The sequence below is a fragment of the Streptomyces sp. NPDC086147 genome (assembly GCF_040702165.1).
Classification (GTDB): Bacteria; Actinomycetota; Actinomycetes; order Streptomycetales; family Streptomycetaceae; genus Streptomyces.
Map to the genome: position 1 here is coordinate 1 of NZ_JBFBJO010000006.1, position 18637 is coordinate 18637.

20 protein-coding genes and 1 riboswitch are annotated in these 18637 nt (G+C 73.3%); of the genes, 11 read left to right on the plus strand and 9 right to left on the minus strand.

The window, feature by feature from the left end; all coding sequences use genetic code 11:
- Window positions 1-151 precede the first annotated feature (151 nt).
- Together AB0398_RS15350 and AB0398_RS15355 are read right to left on the minus strand one after the other, a co-directional pair.
- Window positions 152-517 (minus strand): Rv2175c family DNA-binding protein, encoded by a 366-nt coding sequence (locus AB0398_RS15350; RefSeq protein WP_366375266.1) that lies wholly within the window; start codon window positions 515-517, stop codon window positions 152-154.
- Window positions 518-593: 76 nt separating this feature from the next.
- Complete coding sequence (locus AB0398_RS15355; protein WP_366375269.1) at window positions 594-1808, minus strand: FAD-dependent oxidoreductase; 1215 nt, start codon at window positions 1806-1808, stop codon at window positions 594-596.
- Between the two features lie 93 nt (window positions 1809-1901).
- Window positions 1902-2014: riboswitch (TPP riboswitch) on the plus strand.
- Between AB0398_RS15355 and thiO the strand changes: the two genes are divergently transcribed.
- From thiO to AB0398_RS15385, 6 genes are all read left to right on the plus strand, one after another.
- Window positions 2012-3250: a glycine oxidase ThiO gene (gene thiO, locus AB0398_RS15360; RefSeq protein WP_366375271.1), complete on the plus strand. Its 1239-nt coding sequence runs from the start codon at window positions 2012-2014 to the stop codon at window positions 3248-3250. Its footprint overlaps the riboswitch before it by 3 nt.
- A complete protein-coding gene (thiS, locus tag AB0398_RS15365) occupies window positions 3247-3486 on the plus strand; it encodes a sulfur carrier protein ThiS (RefSeq protein ID WP_366375273.1) in 240 nt (79 codons plus the stop codon). Before thiO ends, thiS begins: the two co-directional genes overlap by 4 nt.
- 5 nt (window positions 3487-3491) lie before the next feature.
- A complete protein-coding gene (locus tag AB0398_RS15370; RefSeq protein ID WP_366375275.1) occupies window positions 3492-4286 on the plus strand; it encodes a thiazole synthase in 795 nt (264 codons plus the stop codon).
- Between the two features lie 91 nt (window positions 4287-4377).
- On the plus strand, window positions 4378-6324 hold the full coding sequence (gene pknB, locus AB0398_RS15375) for a Stk1 family PASTA domain-containing Ser/Thr kinase (RefSeq protein ID WP_366375278.1): 1947 nt from the start codon (window positions 4378-4380) through the stop codon (window positions 6322-6324).
- 6 nt (window positions 6325-6330) lie between these two features.
- Window positions 6331-7182, plus strand: a complete 852-nt coding sequence (locus AB0398_RS15380) for a deoxyribonuclease IV (protein WP_366375281.1) — start codon at window positions 6331-6333, stop codon at window positions 7180-7182.
- A 67-nt stretch (window positions 7183-7249) separates the two neighbouring features.
- Entirely contained in the window at window positions 7250-7786 is a 537-nt protein-coding gene (locus tag AB0398_RS15385; protein ID WP_366375283.1) for a DUF4396 domain-containing protein, read from the plus strand.
- Between the two features lie 17 nt (window positions 7787-7803).
- On the opposite strand, the gene AB0398_RS15390 is transcribed toward AB0398_RS15385, so the two are convergent.
- Window positions 7804-8460, minus strand: coding sequence for a sulfite oxidase-like oxidoreductase (locus AB0398_RS15390; RefSeq protein ID WP_366375284.1), 657 nt, complete (start codon window positions 8458-8460; stop codon window positions 7804-7806).
- Window positions 8461-8642: 182 nt separating this feature from the next.
- Between AB0398_RS15390 and bfr the strand changes: the two genes are divergently transcribed.
- Window positions 8643-9119: a bacterioferritin gene (gene bfr / locus AB0398_RS15395; protein ID WP_062756446.1), complete on the plus strand. Its 477-nt coding sequence runs from the start codon at window positions 8643-8645 to the stop codon at window positions 9117-9119.
- Window positions 9120-9129: 10 nt separating this feature from the next.
- On the opposite strand, the gene AB0398_RS15400 is transcribed toward bfr, so the two are convergent.
- Window positions 9130-9390: a (2Fe-2S)-binding protein gene (locus AB0398_RS15400; protein WP_366375285.1), complete on the minus strand. Its 261-nt coding sequence runs from the start codon at window positions 9388-9390 to the stop codon at window positions 9130-9132.
- A gap of 122 nt (window positions 9391-9512) precedes the next feature.
- Window positions 9513-10865: a class II 3-deoxy-7-phosphoheptulonate synthase gene (locus AB0398_RS15405; RefSeq protein ID WP_366375287.1), complete on the minus strand. Its 1353-nt coding sequence runs from the start codon at window positions 10863-10865 to the stop codon at window positions 9513-9515.
- A gap of 128 nt (window positions 10866-10993) precedes the next feature.
- On the opposite strand from AB0398_RS15405, the gene AB0398_RS15410 reads away from it, so the two are divergent.
- Together AB0398_RS15410 and AB0398_RS15415 are read left to right on the plus strand one after the other, a co-directional pair.
- Window positions 10994-11050, plus strand: coding sequence for a trp operon leader peptide (locus AB0398_RS15410; RefSeq protein WP_366375856.1), 57 nt, complete (start codon window positions 10994-10996; stop codon window positions 11048-11050).
- A 103-nt stretch (window positions 11051-11153) separates the two neighbouring features.
- Window positions 11154-13022, plus strand: a complete 1869-nt coding sequence (locus AB0398_RS15415) for a chorismate-binding protein (protein WP_366375289.1) — start codon at window positions 11154-11156, stop codon at window positions 13020-13022.
- A 25-nt stretch (window positions 13023-13047) separates the two neighbouring features.
- On the opposite strand, the gene AB0398_RS15420 is transcribed toward AB0398_RS15415, so the two are convergent.
- The 4 genes from AB0398_RS15420 to AB0398_RS15435 form a co-directional block, all read right to left on the minus strand.
- On the minus strand, window positions 13048-14046 hold the full coding sequence (locus AB0398_RS15420) for a 2-hydroxyacid dehydrogenase (protein WP_366375291.1): 999 nt from the start codon (window positions 14044-14046) through the stop codon (window positions 13048-13050).
- 97 nt (window positions 14047-14143) lie between these two features.
- Window positions 14144-14791: a response regulator transcription factor gene (locus tag AB0398_RS15425; protein WP_366375857.1), complete on the minus strand. Its 648-nt coding sequence runs from the start codon at window positions 14789-14791 to the stop codon at window positions 14144-14146.
- A 20-nt stretch (window positions 14792-14811) separates the two neighbouring features.
- A complete protein-coding gene (locus AB0398_RS15430) occupies window positions 14812-16023 on the minus strand; it encodes a DUF5931 domain-containing protein (RefSeq protein WP_366375293.1) in 1212 nt (403 codons plus the stop codon).
- A gap of 69 nt (window positions 16024-16092) precedes the next feature.
- On the minus strand, window positions 16093-16839 hold the full coding sequence (locus AB0398_RS15435; protein ID WP_366375294.1) for a lysophospholipid acyltransferase family protein: 747 nt from the start codon (window positions 16837-16839) through the stop codon (window positions 16093-16095).
- Between the two features lie 210 nt (window positions 16840-17049).
- Here AB0398_RS15435 and AB0398_RS15440 point away from each other — a divergent pair, with 210 nt between their 5' ends.
- Together AB0398_RS15440 and AB0398_RS15445 are read left to right on the plus strand one after the other, a co-directional pair.
- Complete coding sequence (locus tag AB0398_RS15440; protein WP_366375859.1) at window positions 17050-17832, plus strand: alpha/beta fold hydrolase; 783 nt, start codon at window positions 17050-17052, stop codon at window positions 17830-17832.
- Window positions 17825-18622 carry a hypothetical protein gene (locus AB0398_RS15445; protein WP_366375296.1) on the plus strand — a complete coding sequence of 266 codons (798 nt, stop codon included), beginning with the start codon at window positions 17825-17827 and terminating at the stop codon, window positions 18620-18622. Before AB0398_RS15440 ends, AB0398_RS15445 begins: the two co-directional genes overlap by 8 nt.
- Window positions 18623-18637: the final 15 nt, after the last annotated feature.

Genomic DNA, 18637 nt, shown 5'->3' on the forward strand with positions numbered 1-18637 from the left:
CGCGGCGGCCGGTCCCCGGGGACCGGCCGCCGCGACACCGGCTGGTGGTGTCTTCGGTGCGCGCGCCGTCGGACGTGCGGCGGCCCCCGGGCGACGGGAGGCGTCCGTCGGGCCGTGCGCGTCGGGCGGCGCGCGCGTCAGGCGGCGCGCGTCAGACGGCGAGCGCCTGGGCCCGGCGCTTCACCTCCGTGCCGCGGTTCTCGCCGAGCGCCTGCGCGGGCGTGCCCGGCAGGCTCTCGTCCGGAGTGAAGAGCCACTCCAGCATCTCCTCGTCGGTGAAGCCGTCGTCCCGCAGCAGGGTCAGGGTGCCGGCGAGGCCCTTGACGACCTTGTCGCCCTGGATGAAAGCGGCGGGCACCTGGAGTGCGTTGTTCTCTCCGCGGCGCACGGCGATGAGCTGGCCCTCCTTGACCAGCTGCCGCACGCGCGTCACCTCGACATCGAGCATCTCCGCGATGTCGGGCAGGTAGAGCCAGGCGGGGACGAGAGCATCGATCTTTGCGTCAATCTCGGTCACGGGACAAGCCTGCCATCCCGGACCGACAGCCGGTAGTCGGGCCCGGGAGGTATCACGCCGATCGGACGAAGCACCCCTAACGGACCGCCGCCTTCAGGGGTACGGAGGGGTCCGCCGCGCGGGCCGGGTCGACCGGGACCGCGGCCTCGATCAGCCTCCGTCCCTGGGCCAGGTCGCGGGGACGGCCGACGGCGAGGAGGGCGACCGGCACCCCGGCGCGCAGCCAGAGCACCGACCAGGCCTCGTCCGCCGGGTCGCCGCGCCACAGCAGCTCGTCCGCGCCCGCGTGGTGCCCCGCGTACTGGACGAAGCGCCCGAACTGCTCGGACCAGAAGTACGGCACGGGGTCGTACGGCCCGGTGCCGGCGCCCGTGATCGCGGCGGCGACCGCGCGCGGGCCCTGGAGGGCGTTGTCCCAGTGGTGGACGAGGAGGCGCTCGCCGTAGCGGGCGGAGGGGAAGGAGGCGCAGTCCCCGACCGCGTACACGTCGGGCAGGGAGGTGCGCAGCCGGTCGTCGGCGGTGACGGCGCCGCTCGGGTCGAGGGCGATGCCCGAGCCGGCGAGCCAGCCGGTGGCGGGGCGGGCGCCGATGCCGACGACGACGGCCTCGGCGGGCAGTTCGCGGCCGTCGGCGAGGAGGACCCGGCCGGGTTCGACGGTGTCCACGCGCGCGTGGGTGAGGAGTTCGGCGCCGTTCGCCCCGTACCACTCGGCCATGGGGGCGGCGACCTCGGCGGGCAGGGTGCCGGCGAGCGGGAGGTCCGCGGCCTCGACGACGGTGACGGCGCAGCCGGCCGCGAGCGCGGCGGTGGCGAACTCGGCGCCGATCCAGCCGGCGCCGACGACCACGACGGTGTGGCGGCGCTCCAGGACGGGCCCGAGGCGCACGGCGTCGTCGAGGGTGCGGAGCAGGTGGACGCCGGGGACGCCCTCGGAGCCGGGCAGGGTGACCGGGTGGGCGCCGGTGGCGATCACCAGCGTGTCGTACGGGACGGGTCCGGCCTCGGTGTCGACCTCGTGGTCGGCGGCGCGCAGTCCGGTGACGTCCACGCCGAGCCGGAGTTCGACGCCGAGCTCCTCGAAGTCGACCTCGAAGGCGGAGTCCTCGGCCTTCCCGAGGAGGACCGCCTTGGAGAGCGGGGGCCGGTCGTAGGGCTGGTGGGGTTCGGCCCCGAGGAGGGTCACGGGGCCGGTGAAGCCCTGCTCGCGGAGGGCGACGGCGGTCTGGACGCCCGCCATTCCGGCGCCGACGACCACGACGCGCCGCTGGGTCTGCTTCTGCTCGCTCACACGGCCACCTTACGTAACTGACGGCCCGTCAGGTGGGGTGGGGGTCGCGGCCCCCTCGTGACGGACGCGGGGCGGAAGCTAGTCTGGCGGGCGTAAAGCACTCGCGGGAGCCCGGACGCACCGGGCTGAGAGGGAGGCTGGCCGGCCTCCGACCGTACGAACCTGATCCGGGTCATGCCGGCGAAGGGAGGGGCTGGACGCCCATGCGTTCTTCCGACGATGCACAGGGATCCTCCGGCGCGGGAGGGGCTTCCGGCGCACGGGGAGCCTCCGACGGCCGAAGGGCCTTCGACGTCCTCGTGGTCGGGGGCGGGATCATCGGCCTGGTCACGGCCTGGCGGGCCGCGCGGCGCGGGCTGAGCACCGCCGTCGTCGACCCGGAGCCGGGCGGCGGGGCCGCGCGGGTCGCGGCCGGGATGCTCGCCGCCGTCACCGAGCTGCACTACGGCGAGGAGACCCTGCTCGGGCTCAACCTCGCCTCCGCCGCCCGCTATCCGGCCTTCGTCGCCGAGCTGGAGGAGGCCACCGGGCTCGACGTCGGCTACCGCGCCTGCGGCACCCTCGCCGTCGCCCTGGACGCCGACGACCGGGCCCACCTGCGCGAGCTGCACGCCCTGCAGACCCGCTGCGGGCTCGCCTCGGAGTGGCTGAGCGGCCGCGAGTGCCGCCGTCTGGAGCCGATGCTGGCGCCGGGGGTGCGCGGCGGCCTGCGGGTCGACGGCGACCACCAGGTGGACCCGCGCCGGCTCGCCGCCGCGCTCGTCGTCGCCTGCGAGCGGGCCGGGGTGGTCTTCCACCGGGCCCTCGCGGAGCGCCTGAGCGTGGTGCGGGACCGGGCGCGCGGCGCGGTCCTGGCCGGGGGCGGGGAGCTGGCGGCCGGGCAGACCGTGCTCGCGGCGGGCAGCCTGAGCGGGCGGCTCGCGGGGGTGCCGGACGAGGTGCTTCCGCCGGTCCGCCCGGTGAAGGGCCAGGTCCTGCGCCTGCGGGTGCCGCCCGCGTACGCCCCCTTCCTCTCCCGGACCGTCCGGGCCGTCGTCCGCGGCAGCCACGTCTACCTGGTGCCCCGTGAGAACGGCGAGCTGGTCGTCGGCGCCACCAGCGAGGAGCTGGGCTGGGACACCACGGTGACGGCGGGCGGGGTGTACGAGCTGCTGCGCGACGCCCACGAGCTGGTGCCCGGCCTCACCGAGCTGCCGCTCACCGAGACCCTGGCCGGGCTGCGCCCCGCCTCGCCGGACAACGCGCCGCTGCTCGGCCCCACCTCCCTGCCCGGCCTGCACCTGGCCACCGGCCACTACCGCAACGGGGTGCTGCTGACCCCCGTCACCGGCGACGTCATGGCCGAGGTGCTCACCACGGGCGCCCTGCCCGACGAGGCCCGCCCCTTCACGCCCCGCCGTTTCTCCCCCGCCCCTCCCGCACGTCAGGAGCAGCCCGCATGAGCGCGAACCCGCCCGCCGACGACGCGACCACGACCGTGACCGTGTCCGTGAACGGGGAGGCGCGCGAACTCTCCGGCCCCGTCTCCCTCGACGCCCTCGTGGCGACCCTGACCGCGGCCCCCTCCGGGGTGGCCGCCGCCGTCAACGAGACGGTGGTGCCGCGCGGCGAGTGGGCGTCGACGCGGCTCGGCGACGGGGACCGGGTCGAGGTCCTCACCGCGGTGCAGGGGGGCTGAGCGCGATGTCCGACGACGTGTTCGTCCTCGGCGGTACGGAGTTCTCCTCCCGCCTGATCATGGGCACCGGCGGCGCGCCCAGCCTCGACGTCCTGGAGCGCTCCCTGGTCGCCAGCGGCACGGAGCTGACCACGGTCGCCATGCGGCGCCTGGACCCGACCGTGCGGGGCTCGGTCCTCTCCGTCCTGGACCGGCTCGGCATCCGGGTCCTGCCCAACACGGCGGGCTGCTTCACGGCCGGCGAGGCGGTCCTGACCGCCCGGCTCGCCCGGGAGGCGCTCGGCACCGACTGGATCAAGCTGGAGGTCGTCGCCGACGAGCGGACCCTGCTGCCGGACGGGGAGGAGCTCCTGAACTCGGCGGAGACCCTGGTCGACGACGGCTTCACCGTCCTGCCGTACACCAACGACGACCCGGTCCTCGCCCGGAAGCTGGAGGACGTCGGGTGCGCGGCGATCATGCCGCTCGGCTCCCCCATCGGCTCCGGGCTCGGCATCCGCAACCCGCACAACTTCCGGCTGATCACGGAGCGGGCCGGGGTGCCGGTGATCCTGGACGCGGGGGCCGGCACGGCGTCGGACGCGGCGCTCGCGATGGAGCTGGGGTGCGCGGCGGTGATGCTGGCGTCGGCCGTCACCCGGGCGCAGGAACCGGTCCTGATGGCCTCGGCGATGCGGCACGCGGTCGAGGCGGGCCGGCTCGCCCACCGGGCCGGCCGCATCCCGCGCCGCCACTTCGCGGAGGCGTCCTCCCCGGTGGAGGGCCTGGCCCACCTGGACCCGGAGCGCCCGGCCTTCTGAGGCCCGGGGGCCCCGCGGGGCTCGTCACAGGTGTGCTGCGGTCCGGGGCACGCGCGCCGGACGCGTGGGCGCGGCTCGTAGACTCGTCGCCGTGGACACGACCCTTCAGGACCCCCTCGTCGGGCGGCTGCTCGACGGCCGCTACCGCGTCGACGCGCGCATCGCCGTCGGCGGGATGGCCACGGTCTACCGGGCCGTCGACACCCGTCTCGACCGCGTCCTCGCGCTCAAGGTGATGCACCCGCAGCTCGCGGCCGACGCCGTCTTCGTCGAGCGGTTCATCCGCGAGGCGAAGTCGGTCGCCCGGCTCGCCCACCCCAACGTCGTCGGCGTCTTCGACCAGGGCGCCGAGGGCGCGTACGTCTACCTGGCGATGGAGTACGTGCCCGGCTGCACCCTCCGCGACGTGCTGCGCGAGCGGGGCGCCCTCGCGCCCCGGGCCGCGCTCGACATCCTGGAGCCGGTGCTCGCCGCGCTCGGCGCCGCGCACCGGGCCGGGTTCGTGCACCGGGACATGAAGCCGGAGAACGTCCTGATAGGGGACGACGGCCGGGTGAAGGTCGCGGACTTCGGTCTCGTCCGGGCCGTGGGCTCGGCGACCGCCACCACCGGCTCGGTCCTCGGCACGGTCTCGTACCTGGCGCCGGAGCAGATCGAGCACGGCACCGCCGACACCCGCGCCGACGTGTACGCCTGCGGCGTCGTCCTGTACGAGATGCTGACCGGCGCCAAGCCGCACGCGGGCGACACGCCCGCCCAGGTGCTCTACCTGCACCTGAACACCGACGTGCCCGCGCCCTCCGCCGCCGTGCCGGGCCTGGCCCCGGAGCTCGACGGGCTGGTGGCGGCGGCCGCGGCCCGCGCCCCCGAGGCCCGCCCGCACGACGCCGTCGCCCTGCTCGGCCTGGTCCTGGAGGCCCGTGCCGCGCTCACCGACGCGCAGCTCGACGCGGTGCCGCCGCAGGCCCGGTCCGACGCCCGGGACACCGCCGACGACCGGACGAGCGTGATCGCCCGCGCCGTGCCGGCCGAGGAGCGCACCAGCGTGATCGACCTCCCGCTGCCGGCGGAGGCCGACGTCCGCGAGGTGCGGCACACCGGCCGGATGCCGGCGCCCGAGCCGCCCGCGGCCCCCGCCGGCCGCCGGCTGCCCCCGCGCGGCCCGCTGCTCGTGGTCGCCGCCGTCCTGCTCGTCCTCGGCCTGGGCGCCGGGGTCTGGTACATCAACTCCGGCCAGTTCACCCGCGTCCCCGCCGTCCTCGGCCAGACCGAGGACGCCGCCACGCGGCGGATCACCGACGCCGGCCTGGACGTCGGCAGCACGCGGCGCGCCTTCAGCGACGTGTACGAGCGCGGCACCGTCATGGCCGTCGACCCTGCTCCCGGCGAGCGCCTGCGGGGCAACGGCACGGTCGTCCTCACCCTCTCCCGGGGCCCGGAGACCGTGAAGGTGCCGAACCTCAGGGGCAAGCCGCTCGCGGAGGCGAAGCGGGCCCTGGAGAAGGAGGGCCTGGTCGCGGGGGTGGTCACCCACGAGTTCAGCGACTCCGTCGCCCGGGGCGCCGTGGTCGGCTCCGACCCCGAGCCCGGCACCGACCGCGCTCCCGACTCGGCGATCGCCCTGGTCGTCAGCAAGGGCTCCCCGATCGACGTGCCCGACGTCACCGGCGAGGCCGTCGCCACCGCCACGGCCGAGCTCCAGAAGTCCGGGCTCACCGTCCGGGTCGCCCCCGAGCGGGTCCACTCCCCCGAGGAGGCCGGCGCGGTCGCCGCCCAGTCCCTCGCGGAGGGCAGCCGGGCCGCCGCGGGCGACACGATCACCCTGACCGTCTCCAAGGGGCCCGCGCTGGTCGAGGTCCCCGACGTCACCGGCGAGACCACCGAGGACGCGCGCGCGGCCCTGGAGGGGGCGGGCTTCGAGGTGAAGCTCAGGAAGACCTTCCCGTACCTCGGCGACACCGTCGCGGGCCAGTCCGTGGAGGGCGGCTCCACCGCCCCCGAGGGCTCAGCGATCACCCTCACGATCAAGGGACTGTAGACACCCATGCGCAACCCCGTCGGCGGCCACGTCCCCGTGGCCGGCGGTCTCGCCACGGTCGGCCTCGGCTACGCCCGCGAGCTGGGCGCCGAAACCGTGCAGGTCTTCGTCGCCAACCCGCGCGGCTGGGCCACCCCGGCCGGGAACCCGGCCCAGGACGAGCGGTTCCGCGCCGAGTGCGCGGAGCTGTCGCTCTCGGCCTGGGTCCACGCCCCGTACCTGATCAACTTCGGCTCGCACACCGAGGCCACCGCGGAGAGGTCGGTGGAGTCGCTGCGGCACTCGCTGCGCCGGGGCCGGGAGATCGGCGCGAAGGGCGTGGTGGTGCACACCGGCTCGGCGACCGGCGGCCGGCCGCGCGAGGTGGCGCTCGCCCAGGTGCGGGAGCGGCTGCTGCCGCTGCTCGACGAGCTGACGCACCCGGACGACCCGGACCTGCTCCTGGAGTCGACGGCCGGACAGGGCTCCTCGCTCTGCTCGCGGACCTGGGACTTCGGCCCGTACTTCGACGCCCTCGACCGCCATCCCAAGCTGGGCGTCTGCCTGGACACGTGCCACGTGTTCGCCGCCGGGCACGACCTGACGGGCCCGTCCGGGGCGGCGCAGACGCTCGACCTGCTGATGGAGACCGTCGGCGAGGGACGGCTGAAGCTGATCCACGCCAACGACTCCAAGGACGTCGTGGGCGCCCACAAGGACCGGCACGCGAACATCGGGGCCGGTCACATCGGCGAGGACGCCTTCCGGGAGCTGCTGCGCCATCCGGCGACGGAGGGGGTGCCGCTGGTCATCGAGACGCCGGGCGGCAAGGAGGGGCACCGGGCGGACGTGGACCTGCTGAAGAAGCTGCGCCCTTGAGGAATACCCCTAGGGGGTATACGGTTCCGGTGTCGACAGGAACCGCTACCTGACATCGGGGGCCCTCATGCGACACGAAGCACACGCCGGCCACGCACACGACCACACCGGGCACGGCCATGAGCACGGGCACGACCACGGGAACGGGCCGCACCACTCCCCCGCCGGGGCCTCCTGGTCCACGGCCGCCAGGGCCACGCTGCACTGCCTCACCGGCTGCGCCATCGGCGAGGTGCTCGGCATGGTGATCGGCACCGCGCTCGGCTGGGGCAACGTGCCGACGATGGTCCTCGCCATCGTCCTGGCCTTCTTCTTCGGCTACGCGCTCACCCTGCGCGGCATCCTGACCTCGGGCGTCGGCCTCCGGACGGCCGTCAAGGTCGCCCTGGCCGCCGACACGCTCTCCATCGCGGTCATGGAGATCATCGACAACGGCGTCATCGCCCTCTGGCCCGGCGCCATGGACGCGCACCTGTCCGATCCGCTCTTCTGGACCGTGCTCGTCATCGCCCTCGCCGCCGCCTTCGTGATCACCACACCGGTCAACAAGTGGCTGATCGGCCGGGGCAAGGGCCACGCGGTGGTCCACCGGTACCACCACTGAGGCCGGAGCCGCCGGGGTCAGAGCTCGGGGCCGTCGCCCGGCTCCTCCTGGTACGAGTAGCGCTGCTCCCGCCACGGGTCGCCGAGGTTGTGGTAGCCGCGCTCCTCCCAGAAGCCCCGCCGGTCGGCGGCCATGTACTCCACGCCCCGGACCCACTTCGGGCCCTTCCAGGCGTACAGGTGGGGGACGACGAGCCGCAGCGGGAAGCCGTGCTCGGCGGTGAGCAGCTCCCCGTCCATGTGGGTGGCGAAGATCGTGCGGTCCGAGGCGAAGTCGGCGAGCCGCATGTTGGCGCTGTAGCCGTACTCGGCCCAGACCATCACATGGGTGACCTGGGGCGCGGGCGGGGCGAGCTCCAGGACCGTGCGGGCGGGGACGCCACCCCATTCGGACCCGAGCATGCTGAATTTCGTGACGCAGTGCAGATCGGCCACGACCGTGGAGAAGGGGAGGGCCGAGAACTCCTCGTGGTTCCAGCAGCGCTTGTCGCCGTCGGCCGTCGCGCCGAAGACGCGGAACTCCCAGCGGTCCGGCTTGAACTTGGGCACGGGACCGTAGTGGGTGACCGGCCAGCCGCGCTGGATGCGCTGTCCCGGCGGGAGATCCGCCGGAAGGCCCGGTGAACGATCCGGCTGATCCGCTTCCCGGTGTACTCCGCTCTCCGGCTGACCCATGTCATCCATGGTGACAGACCGCAAGGGGTGGTCATGACCAGGAGACCACTCCGACGACGCCATTGGGGCAACTCCCACTAAGCCTGCACTTACTGGACGCCCCCCATTCGGGGTGCGAGGATGCCGCCATCCTGCCCAGTTATGGCGTAGACACACCGCGTGAAGTGGAAGGAGCCTGTGCGATGCAGGGCGACCCCGAGGTCCTCGAGTTTCTGAACGAGCAGTTGACCGGCGAGCTGACCGCCATCAACCAGTACTGGCTGCACTACCGCATCCAGGACAACAAGGGGTGGACGAAGCTCGCCAAGTACACCCGTGAAGAGTCCATCGACGAGATGAAGCACGCGGACAAGCTGACCGAGCGCATCCTGATGCTCGACGGCCTGCCCAACTACCAGCGGCTCTTCCACGTGCGCGTCGGCCAGACCGTCACCGAGATGTTCCAGGCGGACCGCCAGGTCGAGGTGGAGGCGATCGACCGCCTCAAGCGCGGCATCGAGGTCATGCGCGCCAAGGGGGACATCACGTCCGCCAACCTCTTCGAGGAGATCCTCGCGGACGAGGAGCACCACATCGACTACCTGGACACCCAGCTGGAGCTGATCGAGTCCCTGGGCGAGGCGCTGTACATCTCGACGCTCATCGAGCAGCCGAGCTGATCTCCCGAGGTCAGGCGGCTTCCCCGAGGACGGTGGCGGGAGCGACGGCGGTCTCGGCCGCCAGGGCGGGGACGCCCCGGTCGACGAGTTCGCGCCGGGGGCAGTTGCCGCGCCCGAGAATGGCCTGAATGCGACGGACGCAGGACCCGCAGTCCGTTCCGGCCTTGCAGGCGGAGGCGATCTGGCGGGGCGTGTGAGCGCCCGCGTCGACGTGCTCCTTGACCTGCTTCTCCGTGACACCGAAGCATGAGCAGACGTACACGCGGCTCACCTCCCGCCGAGATCGTTTAGGTTACCCTAACCTTACCCGGTGGGTCGGGGCCGTAAAAGACCTGAAAACGACGATGGGGCGCGGATCACAAGGATCCGCGCCCCGTCGTCGTAGGAAACCACTTACTGATCGCGGTACATCTCCGCCACCAGGAAGGCCAGGTCGAGCGACTGGCTGCGGTTCAGGCGCGGGTCGCAGGCCGTCTCGTAGCGCTGGTGCAGGTCGTCGACGAAGATCTCGTCGCCGCCGCCCACGCACTCGGTGACGTCGTCGCCGGTGAGCTCGACGTGGATGCCGCCGGGGTGGGTGCCCAGCTCCTTGTGGACCTCGAAGAAGCCCTTGACCTCGTCCAGGACGTCGTCGAAGCGGCGCGTCTTGTGGCCGGAGGCGGCCTCGAAGGTGTTGCCGTGCATCGGGTCGGTGACCCAGGCAACGACCGCGCCGGAGGCGGTGACCTTCTCGACCAGCTCGGGGAGCTTGTCGCGGACCTTGTCGGCGCCCATGCGGACGATGAAGGTCAGCCGGCCCGCCTCGCGGTCCGGGTCGAGGCGGTCGATGTAGGTGAGTGCCTCCTCCGACGTGGTCGTCGGGCCCAGCTTGATGCCGATCGGGTTCGCGATCCGCGAGGCGAACTCGATGTGGGCGTGGTCGAGCTGGCGGGTGCGCTCGCCGATCCAGACCATGTGGCCGGAGGTGTCGTACAGCTTGCCGGTGCGCGAGTCCGTACGGGTCAGGGCGCCCTCGTAGTCGAGCAGCAGCGCCTCGTGGGAGGCGTAGAACTCGACGGCCTTGAACTCGGCCGGGTCGGTCCCGCAGGCCTTCATGAAGTTCAGGGCGTTGTCGATCTCGCGGGCGAGCGCCTCGTAGCGCTGGCCCGAGGGGGACGACTTCACGAAGTCCTGGTTCCAGGCGTGGACCTGGCGCAGGTCGGCGTAGCCGCCGGTGGTGAAGGCGCGCACCAGGTTGAGCGTGGAGGCGGAGGCGTTGTACATCCGCTTCAGGCGCTCGGGGTCCGGGATGCGGGCGCCCTCGTTGAAGTCGAAGCCGTTGACGGAGTCGCCGCGGTACGTCGGCAGGGTCACGCCGTCGCGGGTCTCGGTCCCCTTGGAGCGGGGCTTGGAGTACTGCCCGGCGATGCGGCCGACCTTCACCACGGGCACGGAGGCCGCGTAGGTGAGGACGGCGCTCATCTGGAGCAGCGTCTTGAGCTTGGCCCTGATGTGGTCGGCGGACACGGCGTCGAAGGCCTCGGCGCAGTCGCCGCCCTGGAGCAGGAACGCCTCGCCACGGGCGACGGCTCCCATCCGGGCACGCAGCTGGTCGCACTCGCCGGCGAAGACGAGCGGAGGATACGACTCGAGGTCCGCGATCACATCGCGCAGAGCCTCGGCATCGGGGTACTCGGGCTGCTGCGCCGCGGGCAGGTCTCGCCAGGTCGCCTCGGCGACGGCGTGGGAATCAGCGTTCACGGTCACACGGACAACATTACGGGGTTCTTCGTCCGGTCCTGTCCCACCGACCAGTGGCTGAGACGAGTGCCCGGAATGTCGGTCGCTGAGCTTCATGCCGCCGCACCGGGCCCCGGCTGGGTTACAGTGCTCGCATGTACGCGCCCCTGAACACGAACTGGTGGTGGACCGCTCTTCCGGCGGCCCACTGACTGCGCGTACACCGAAACACACGCGAAGGCCGCCCGAGGGGCGGCCTTTCCCGTACCCGGGGCCGTTCCTCTCCGCACACCGATGGAAGGAACGACGGACCCCATGGACCTCTCCCGTCTGCTCGACGACTCCTGCCCTCCCTTCGCCCTGCTGCGCAGGCGCACCCCGGGCCGCGACCACGACACCATCGAGGTGCTGATCGGCCGGGTCCACGAGGCCGAGCGCCTCGCGGAGCTGCCCGTGGGCCCGCTGCCGACGCTCGCGCTCGTGCCCTTCCGGCAGATCCGGGAGCGCGGCTTCGACGTGCGCGACGACGGCACCCCGCTCTCCGTGCTCGTCGCCGAGGAGGTGCACGAGCTGCCGCTCGCCGAGGCCCTGGAGCAGCTCCCGGTACACGACGTGCGGGTCGAGGGGGGCGGGTTCGACGTCTCCGACGAGGAGTACGCGGAGACCGTGCGGCGGGTGATCGACGAGGAGATCGGCTCCGGCGAGGGCGCGAACTTCGTGATCCGGCGCACCTACACCGGGGAGGTCCCCGGCTTCGGGCGCGCCGACGCGCTCGCCCTGTTCCGGCGGCTGCTCGCGGGCGAGCGGGGCGCGTACTGGACCTTCGTCGTGCACACCGGGGAGCGGACGCTGGTCGGGGCGAGCCCCGAGGTGCACGTCCGGATGACGGGCGGGACGGTCGTGATGAACCCGATCAGCGGCACGTACCGCTACCCGGCCGGAGCGGCCCCCACCCCGGAGGACCTGCTCGCTTTCCTCGGCGACCGCAAGGAGACCGAGGAGCTGTCCATGGTGGTGGACGAGGAGCTGAAGATGATGTGCACGGTGGGCGACCGGGGCGGGGTGGTGATCGGCCCGCGCCTCAAGGAGATGGCGCACCTCGCGCACACCGAGTACGAGCTGCGCGGCCGGTCGTCGCTCGACGTGCGGGAGGTGCTGCGGGAGACGATGTTCGCGGCGACCGTGACCGGGTCGCCGGTGCAGAACGCCTGCCGGGTGATCGAGCGCCACGAGGCCGGGGGCCGCGGCTACTACGCGGGGGCGGTCGCCCTCCTCGGCACGGACGGGTCCGGCGCGCAGACGCTGGACTCCCCCATCCTGATCCGTACGGCCGACATCGCCGCCGACGGGCGGCTGCGGGTGCCGGTCGGCGCGACCCTGGTGCGGCACTCGGACCCGGCGGGCGAGGTGGCCGAGACCCACGCCAAGGCGGCCGGGATCCTCGCCGCGCTGGGCGTGCGGGCGGGCCGGCCGGCGGCGGAGGCGCCCGCCTCCCCCCGGCTCGCCGACGATCCCCGCGTGCGGGCCGCGCTCGACGCGCGCCGGGCGGACCTGGCGCCGTTCTGGCTGAGGATGCAGGTCCGCTCGGCCGAGCTGTCCGGGCACGCGCTCGTGGTGGACGCCGAGGACACCTTCACCGCGATGCTGGCGCACGTGCTGCGCTCCTCCGGCCTGGAGGTCTCGGTGCTCCGGTACGACGAGCCGGGGCTGCGGGAGCTGGCGCTCGCGCACGAGGGGCCGGTGGTGCTCGGCCCCGGGCCCGGGGACCCCTCGGACGCGGCCGATCCGAAGATGCGGTTCCTGCGCGGTCTGACGGCCGACCTGGTCCGGGACCACCGGCACGGTCTGCTCGGTGTGTGCCTGGGCCACGAGCTGATCGCCGCCGAGCTGGGTCTGGAGATCGTCCGCAAGCGGGTGCCGTTCCAGGGCGCCCAGGTGCGGATCGACCTCTTCGGGCAGGAGCGGACGGTCGGCTTCTACAACAGCTTCACCGCCCGCTGCGACGACCGGGCGGCCGAGGAGCTGGCGCTGCACCGGATCGAGGTCAGCCGCGACCCGGGGACGGGCGAGGTGCACGCCCTGCGCGGGCCCGGCTTCGCCGGGGTGCAGTTCCACCCCGAGTCGGTCCTGACGACGGAGGGCGCGGCGCTCACGGCCTCGCTCCTCGCGGGCGTGCTGGTCTGAAGGTGCGGAAGTCCCCGGGCCGGGGTCACCCGGCCCGGGGGACCAGGACGTTCTCGCTGCGCCGGCCGGCGATGTGGTCGAGGACGTTGCGGAGGGTGGTATCGACGATCTGGCCGACGGCGTCCGCCGTGTAGTACGCCTGGTGGGAGGTGACCACCACGTTCGGGAAGGTGACCAGGCGGGCCAGGGTGTCGTCCTCGACGACCTCCAGGGACTTGTCGAGGAAGAAGAGCCCGGCCTCCGCCTCGTACACGTCCAGGCCGACGCCGGTGAAGCGGCCGGCGCGGAGCTCGGCGACCAGGGCCTCGGTGTCGACGAGCCCGCCGCGGCTGGAGTTCACCAGGATGGCGTCGTCCTTCATGGCCTTGAGCGCGGCGGCGTCGACGACGTGCCGGGTGGCGGGGAGCAGCGGCACGTGGAGGCTGACGAGGTCCGACTCCGCGAAGAGCCGCTCCTTCTCCACGTACCGCATGCCGAGGTCGACGCAGGCCGGGTTCTCGGCAACGTCCCAGCCGAGGAGCTTCATCCCGAAGCCGTGGGCGATCCGGGTGAAGGCCTCCCCGATCTTGCCGGTGCCGAGGACGCCGACGGTGCGCCCCCGCAGGTCCCGGCCCATCAGACCGTCGAGACGGAAGTCGAAGTCGCGGGTGCGGTTGGAGGCGCGGACGATCCGCCGGTTGACGGCCATGGCGAGGGTCCAGGCGAACTCCGCGACCGAGTACGGCGAGTAGTACGACACCCGGGCGACGGTGAGGCCGAGGCGCTCGGCGACCTCCAGGTCGATGTTGTTGAAGCCCGTGGAGCGCTGGGCGATCATCTGGGTGCCGCCGGCGGCGAGGATCTGCAGGACGCGGTGGTCCAGGACGGCGTTGACGCTGGTGGAGACGATCTCGTAGCCGGCCGCGATGCGGGCGGTGTCCTCGGTGAGGAAGACGTCCAGGCAGTGGACGTCGTGGTACCCCTCGAAGGCCCGCTCGATGAGGGGCTTCTCGTCCGCCTGCACGCCGAATGCCAGGATTTCCACGCATGCCCCTCGGTGCGGTGACGGGCCGGGTACCGGCGCCTGTGTCCTGTCAGCGCGAATATACGGCCCCCGCCCGGACCCGGCCCGTCGGACGGGTCTACGCGTCGTCGAGACCGCGCTCGATGGCGTACCGGACGAGCTCGACCCGGTTGTGGAGCTGGAGCTTGCCGAGGGTGTTCTGGACGTGGTTCTGCACCGTGCGGTGCGAGATGACCAGGCGCTCGGCGATCTGCTTGTAGCTGAGGCCCTTGGCGACGAGCCGCAGGACCTCGGTCTCGCGCTCGGTCAGCCGGGGGGCCTTCGGCTCGTCGCCGCCGGAGACCGGGGCGGGCTCGGAGGCCAGCCGGCGGTACTCCCCGAGGACCAGGCCGGCCAGGCCGGGGGTGAAGACGGGGTCGCCGGCGGCCGTGCGCCGCACCGCGTCGGTCAGCTCCTCCGTACTGGCGGACTTGAGGAGGTAGCCGGTGGCGCCGGACTTGACCGCCTCCAGGACGTCGGCGTGTTCGCCGCTCGCCGAGAGGACGAGGACCCTCAGCTCCGGCCGGGCGCCGACCAGCTCCTTGCAGACCTGGACGCCGGGCTTGACCGGCAGGTTCAGGTCCAGGACGAGGACGTCGGGGACGGCCGCCGCCGCGCGCCGCACGGCCTGCTCGCCGTCGCCGGCGGTGGCGACCACGTCGAAGCCCGCCTCGGCGAGGTCGCGGGCGACCGCGTCCCGCCACATCGGGTGGTCGTCCACGACCATCACTCTGATCCGCCGCTCGCTCACTGCTTCTCCGCCTTCCCCCGTGGGACCTTCAACTCGACCTCCGTGCCCTGACCCGGGACCGAGACGACCTCGGCGCCGCCGCCCAGGTCCCGCAGTCTCCCCCGGATGGAGAGGGCGACGCCCATCCGGCCCTCGCCCTCCGCCTGCGCGAGGCGGCCCTCCGGGATGCCCGGTCCGTCGTCCCGGACGGTGACGATCACCTCGTCGGTCCAGTCCTCGATCAGGATCCAGGCATGGGCGTCCTCGCCCGCGTGCACCCGCACATTGTCCAGGGCGGCGCCGACGGCCGCGGCCAGCTCGCGGGCGGCGGGCGGCGGCAGCAGGACCGGCGCGCCCGGCTCGGAGAGGGTGACCCGGGAACCGGCGCGCGGGGCGATCAGGACGCGCAGGTCGACGGGGGCGGAGTCGTCCACCTCGTCGTCCACCTCCACGACCCGGACCACGGCCCCCTCGGACTCGTCCTCGGAGACCAGGCTGGGCCGGGCGAGCCCGCCCGCCACCAGGGTGCGCAGGGCCACCTCCTGCTCGCCGGCCATCCTGCCCAGCTCCGCGGCCTCGCCGCCGAGCGCGGTGCCGCGCCGCTGCACCATCGCGAGGACCTGGAGGACGCTGTCGTGGATGTCGCGGGCGAGCCGCTCCCGCTCCCGGGTGGCGGCCTCGATCTCCAGGGCGCGGGCGAGGGTGCGCTCGGAGGCGCGGGCGACCTCCACGACGTACCCGATGGCGATGGAGGCGACCCAGACCAGGATCACGTTGTGGACGGTGTCCTGGCTGGGGTGGCCGCGCTCGACGATGTTGGCGACGGCGACGAGGGAGGAGGCGACGCCGGCCCAGCGCCAGCCGCCCTTGATGGCGAACGCGAGGACGGAGCCGGCCGTCCATATGGAGGGCAGGGTGGGGCCGTCGACCGACTGGGCGTGGGCGTCGGCGAGCGGGGTGAGGAGGATGCCGGTGAGGGCGAGGGCGAGGTCGGCACCGAGGAAGCGCTTGGTGCAGCCGGCCGCGTTCGCCACCTTGGGGAGGGTGGCGAGGGTCCAGACGCACAGCACCGCCAGGTAGACGACGCCGATCCAGGGCCGCTCGTACCGGTCACGGCCGAAGACGAAGACCAGGACCGCGTAGCCCATGGTCAGGACGCGGTAGCCGGTCAGCGCCCGCCACAGCGGCTGCTCGACCGACATCCGCACGACGCGCTCGCGCCCGGCCATCTCCCCCACCCCCCGACGCCCCTCGCGGGGCGGTTCTCCCTCGTGCGTTCCCGTGCCCGGGACCGTGCCTTACGCCCCGGACTCCTCGCGGGCGGCGATCTCGGCCTTCACGGCCTCCTTGGCCGCCTTCTCCGCCTCCGCGATCTGCCGCTTGGCGGCGGTGGCGTAGATGTCGACGTACTCCTGGCCGGACAGCTTCATGATCTCGTACATGACCTCGTCGGTCACCGAGCGGAGGATGAAGCGGTCCCCCTCCATGCCCTGGTAGCGGGTGAAGTCCAGCGGCTTGCCGATGCGGATCCCCGGGCGCATCAGCTTGGGGACGAGCTTGCCGGGCGGCTGGATCTTCTCGGTGTCGATCATGGCGACCGGGATCACGGGCGCGCCGGTGGCCAGGGCGACCCGGGCCAGGCCGCCGGGCTTGCCCCGGTAGAGGCGTCCGTCCGGCGAGCGGGTGCCCTCGGGGTAGATGCCGAAGAGGCCGCCGCCCTCGATGACCTCGATGCCCGCCCTGATGGCGGCCTCGCCGGCGCCCCGGGCGCCCGAACGGTCCACCGGGAGCTGGCCGACGCCCTTGAAGAAGGCGGCGGTGAGCTTCCCCTTCACACCGGGGCTGGTGAAGTACTCGGCCTTGGCGATGAAGGTGACCTTGCGGTCGAGCACGGCCGGCAGGAAGAAGGAGTCCGAGAAGGACAGGTGGTTGCTCGCCAGGATGGCGGGGCCGTCGGCGGGAACGTTCTCCAGACCCTCCACCCAGGGTCGGAAGGCGAGCTTCAGGGACCCGCCGAGGGAGAACTTCATCGCGCCGTAGATCAACTCGCCATGCCTTCCGTGTGCTGTCGGGCCCCGACTTTATCCCGTACCGGCGTACGCCCCCCGCTACGGCCCTGGTCGGTGTCGGTCCGGTCGCGTACGGTGAAGGCCCTTCCCCATTTTCCGTCGCTTCGGCGCACCGGAGGCGCACCCAGGGCGCATCCGGGGACGCGTCCGGTGGCGAACGCGAAGCCGAGCGAACAGGAGACCCCGGTGCCGGTCCTTCCCGGAGCCGAGCCGTACCGCCATGAGGGCGGAGAGGTCGGCGTCCTTCTCTGTCACGGATTCACCGGTTCCCCCCAGTCGATGCGTCCGTGGGCCGAGTACCTGGCCGAGCGCGGCCTGTCGGTGTCGGTGCCGCTCCTGCCGGGGCACGGCACCCGCTGGGAGGACATGCGGATCACCACCTGGCACGACTGGTACGCCGAGGTGGACCGGGCGCTGCGCGAGCTCCGTGAGCGGTGCGGGACCGTCTTCGTCTTCGGCCTCTCCATGGGCGGGGCGCTCGCGCTGCGCCTCGCGGCCCGGCACGGGGACGCGGTGCGGGGGCTCGTCCTGGTCAATCCGGGCAACAAGGTGCACGGCGTGGCCGCGCACGCGCTGCCGGTCGTCCGGTACCTGGTCCCCACCACGAGGGGCGTCGCCAACGACATCGCCAAGGAGGGCGTGACGGAGGTGGGCTACGACCGGGTGCCGCTGCACTCGGCGTACTCGCTGCGCCGGTTCTTCCGTACGGTGGACGGGGAGCTGCCGCAGGTCACGCAGCCGCTGGTGCTGCTGCACAGTCCGCAGGACCACGTGGTGCCGCCGGCCGACTCGGCCAGGATCCTGAGCCGGGTCTCCTCGACGGACGTCCGCGAGGTCCTGCTGGAACAGAGCTACCACGTGGCGACGTTGGACCATGACGCGGAGCGGATCTTCGACGAGAGCTGGGCCTTCGTCGAGCGTCTCGCGCCGGAACCGGTCGGCGGGAAGGGGAGCAGGAGCGGTGGCTGAGCAGCAGGACGGCGGAGACCGGGATCCGCAGCCCATCGACGAGGAGGCGGCCTGGGCCGCGATCGTCGCGGGGTACGGCGAGGAGCCCGCGGACCCGCCGGGGACGAGGCCGTACCGGCCGATCGAGAACCTGTCGCTGCCGGAGCCGGAGGACCTCGACGGGGACGAGGACGACGGGTTCCGGAAGAGGAAGACCGGGGACGCGCCGGAGGCGGCCGGGAAGCCGGACCTGGTCTGGAAGCCGAAGACGGACGGCGGGCCGGGCGTTTCCGGTACCTCCGGGGAGTCCAAGGCTTCCGGGGACTCCGGGGCTTCCGGCGTTTCCGGGGCTTCTGGGGCTGCCGGGTCTTCCGGTGCGGAGAAGGAGCCCGAGGACGGCGAGGAGCCGAAGACGGGGACGGAGGCGGGGGCGGACGGGGCCGGTCCGGAGAAGCCGGTGCTCGGCGGCTCGATCGTGTTCGCGCCCGGGGTGCGGCCCGCCGGCCCCCGGGACTACTCCCCCGCCGAGCCGGAGGACGGCCCGGAGGGCTCGGACGAGGGCCACTTCGTGCCGCCGGAGCCGCCCCCGCTGCCGGAGGCGGACGCGACGGCCAAGTTCGCCTGGCTCGGTGTGATCGGCGGCCCGGTGCTGCTGCTCGTGGCCGTCCTCCTCCAGTGGGACATGACCTGGTGGCTGACGACGCTCTGCGTGGGCGGCTTCCTGGGCGGCTTCGCGACCCTGGTCGCGCGCATGAAGCCGGACGACGACGACGACGGCTTCGACGACCCGGGGCGCGGGGCGGTCGTGTAGGGCCCCGTCCGGCGG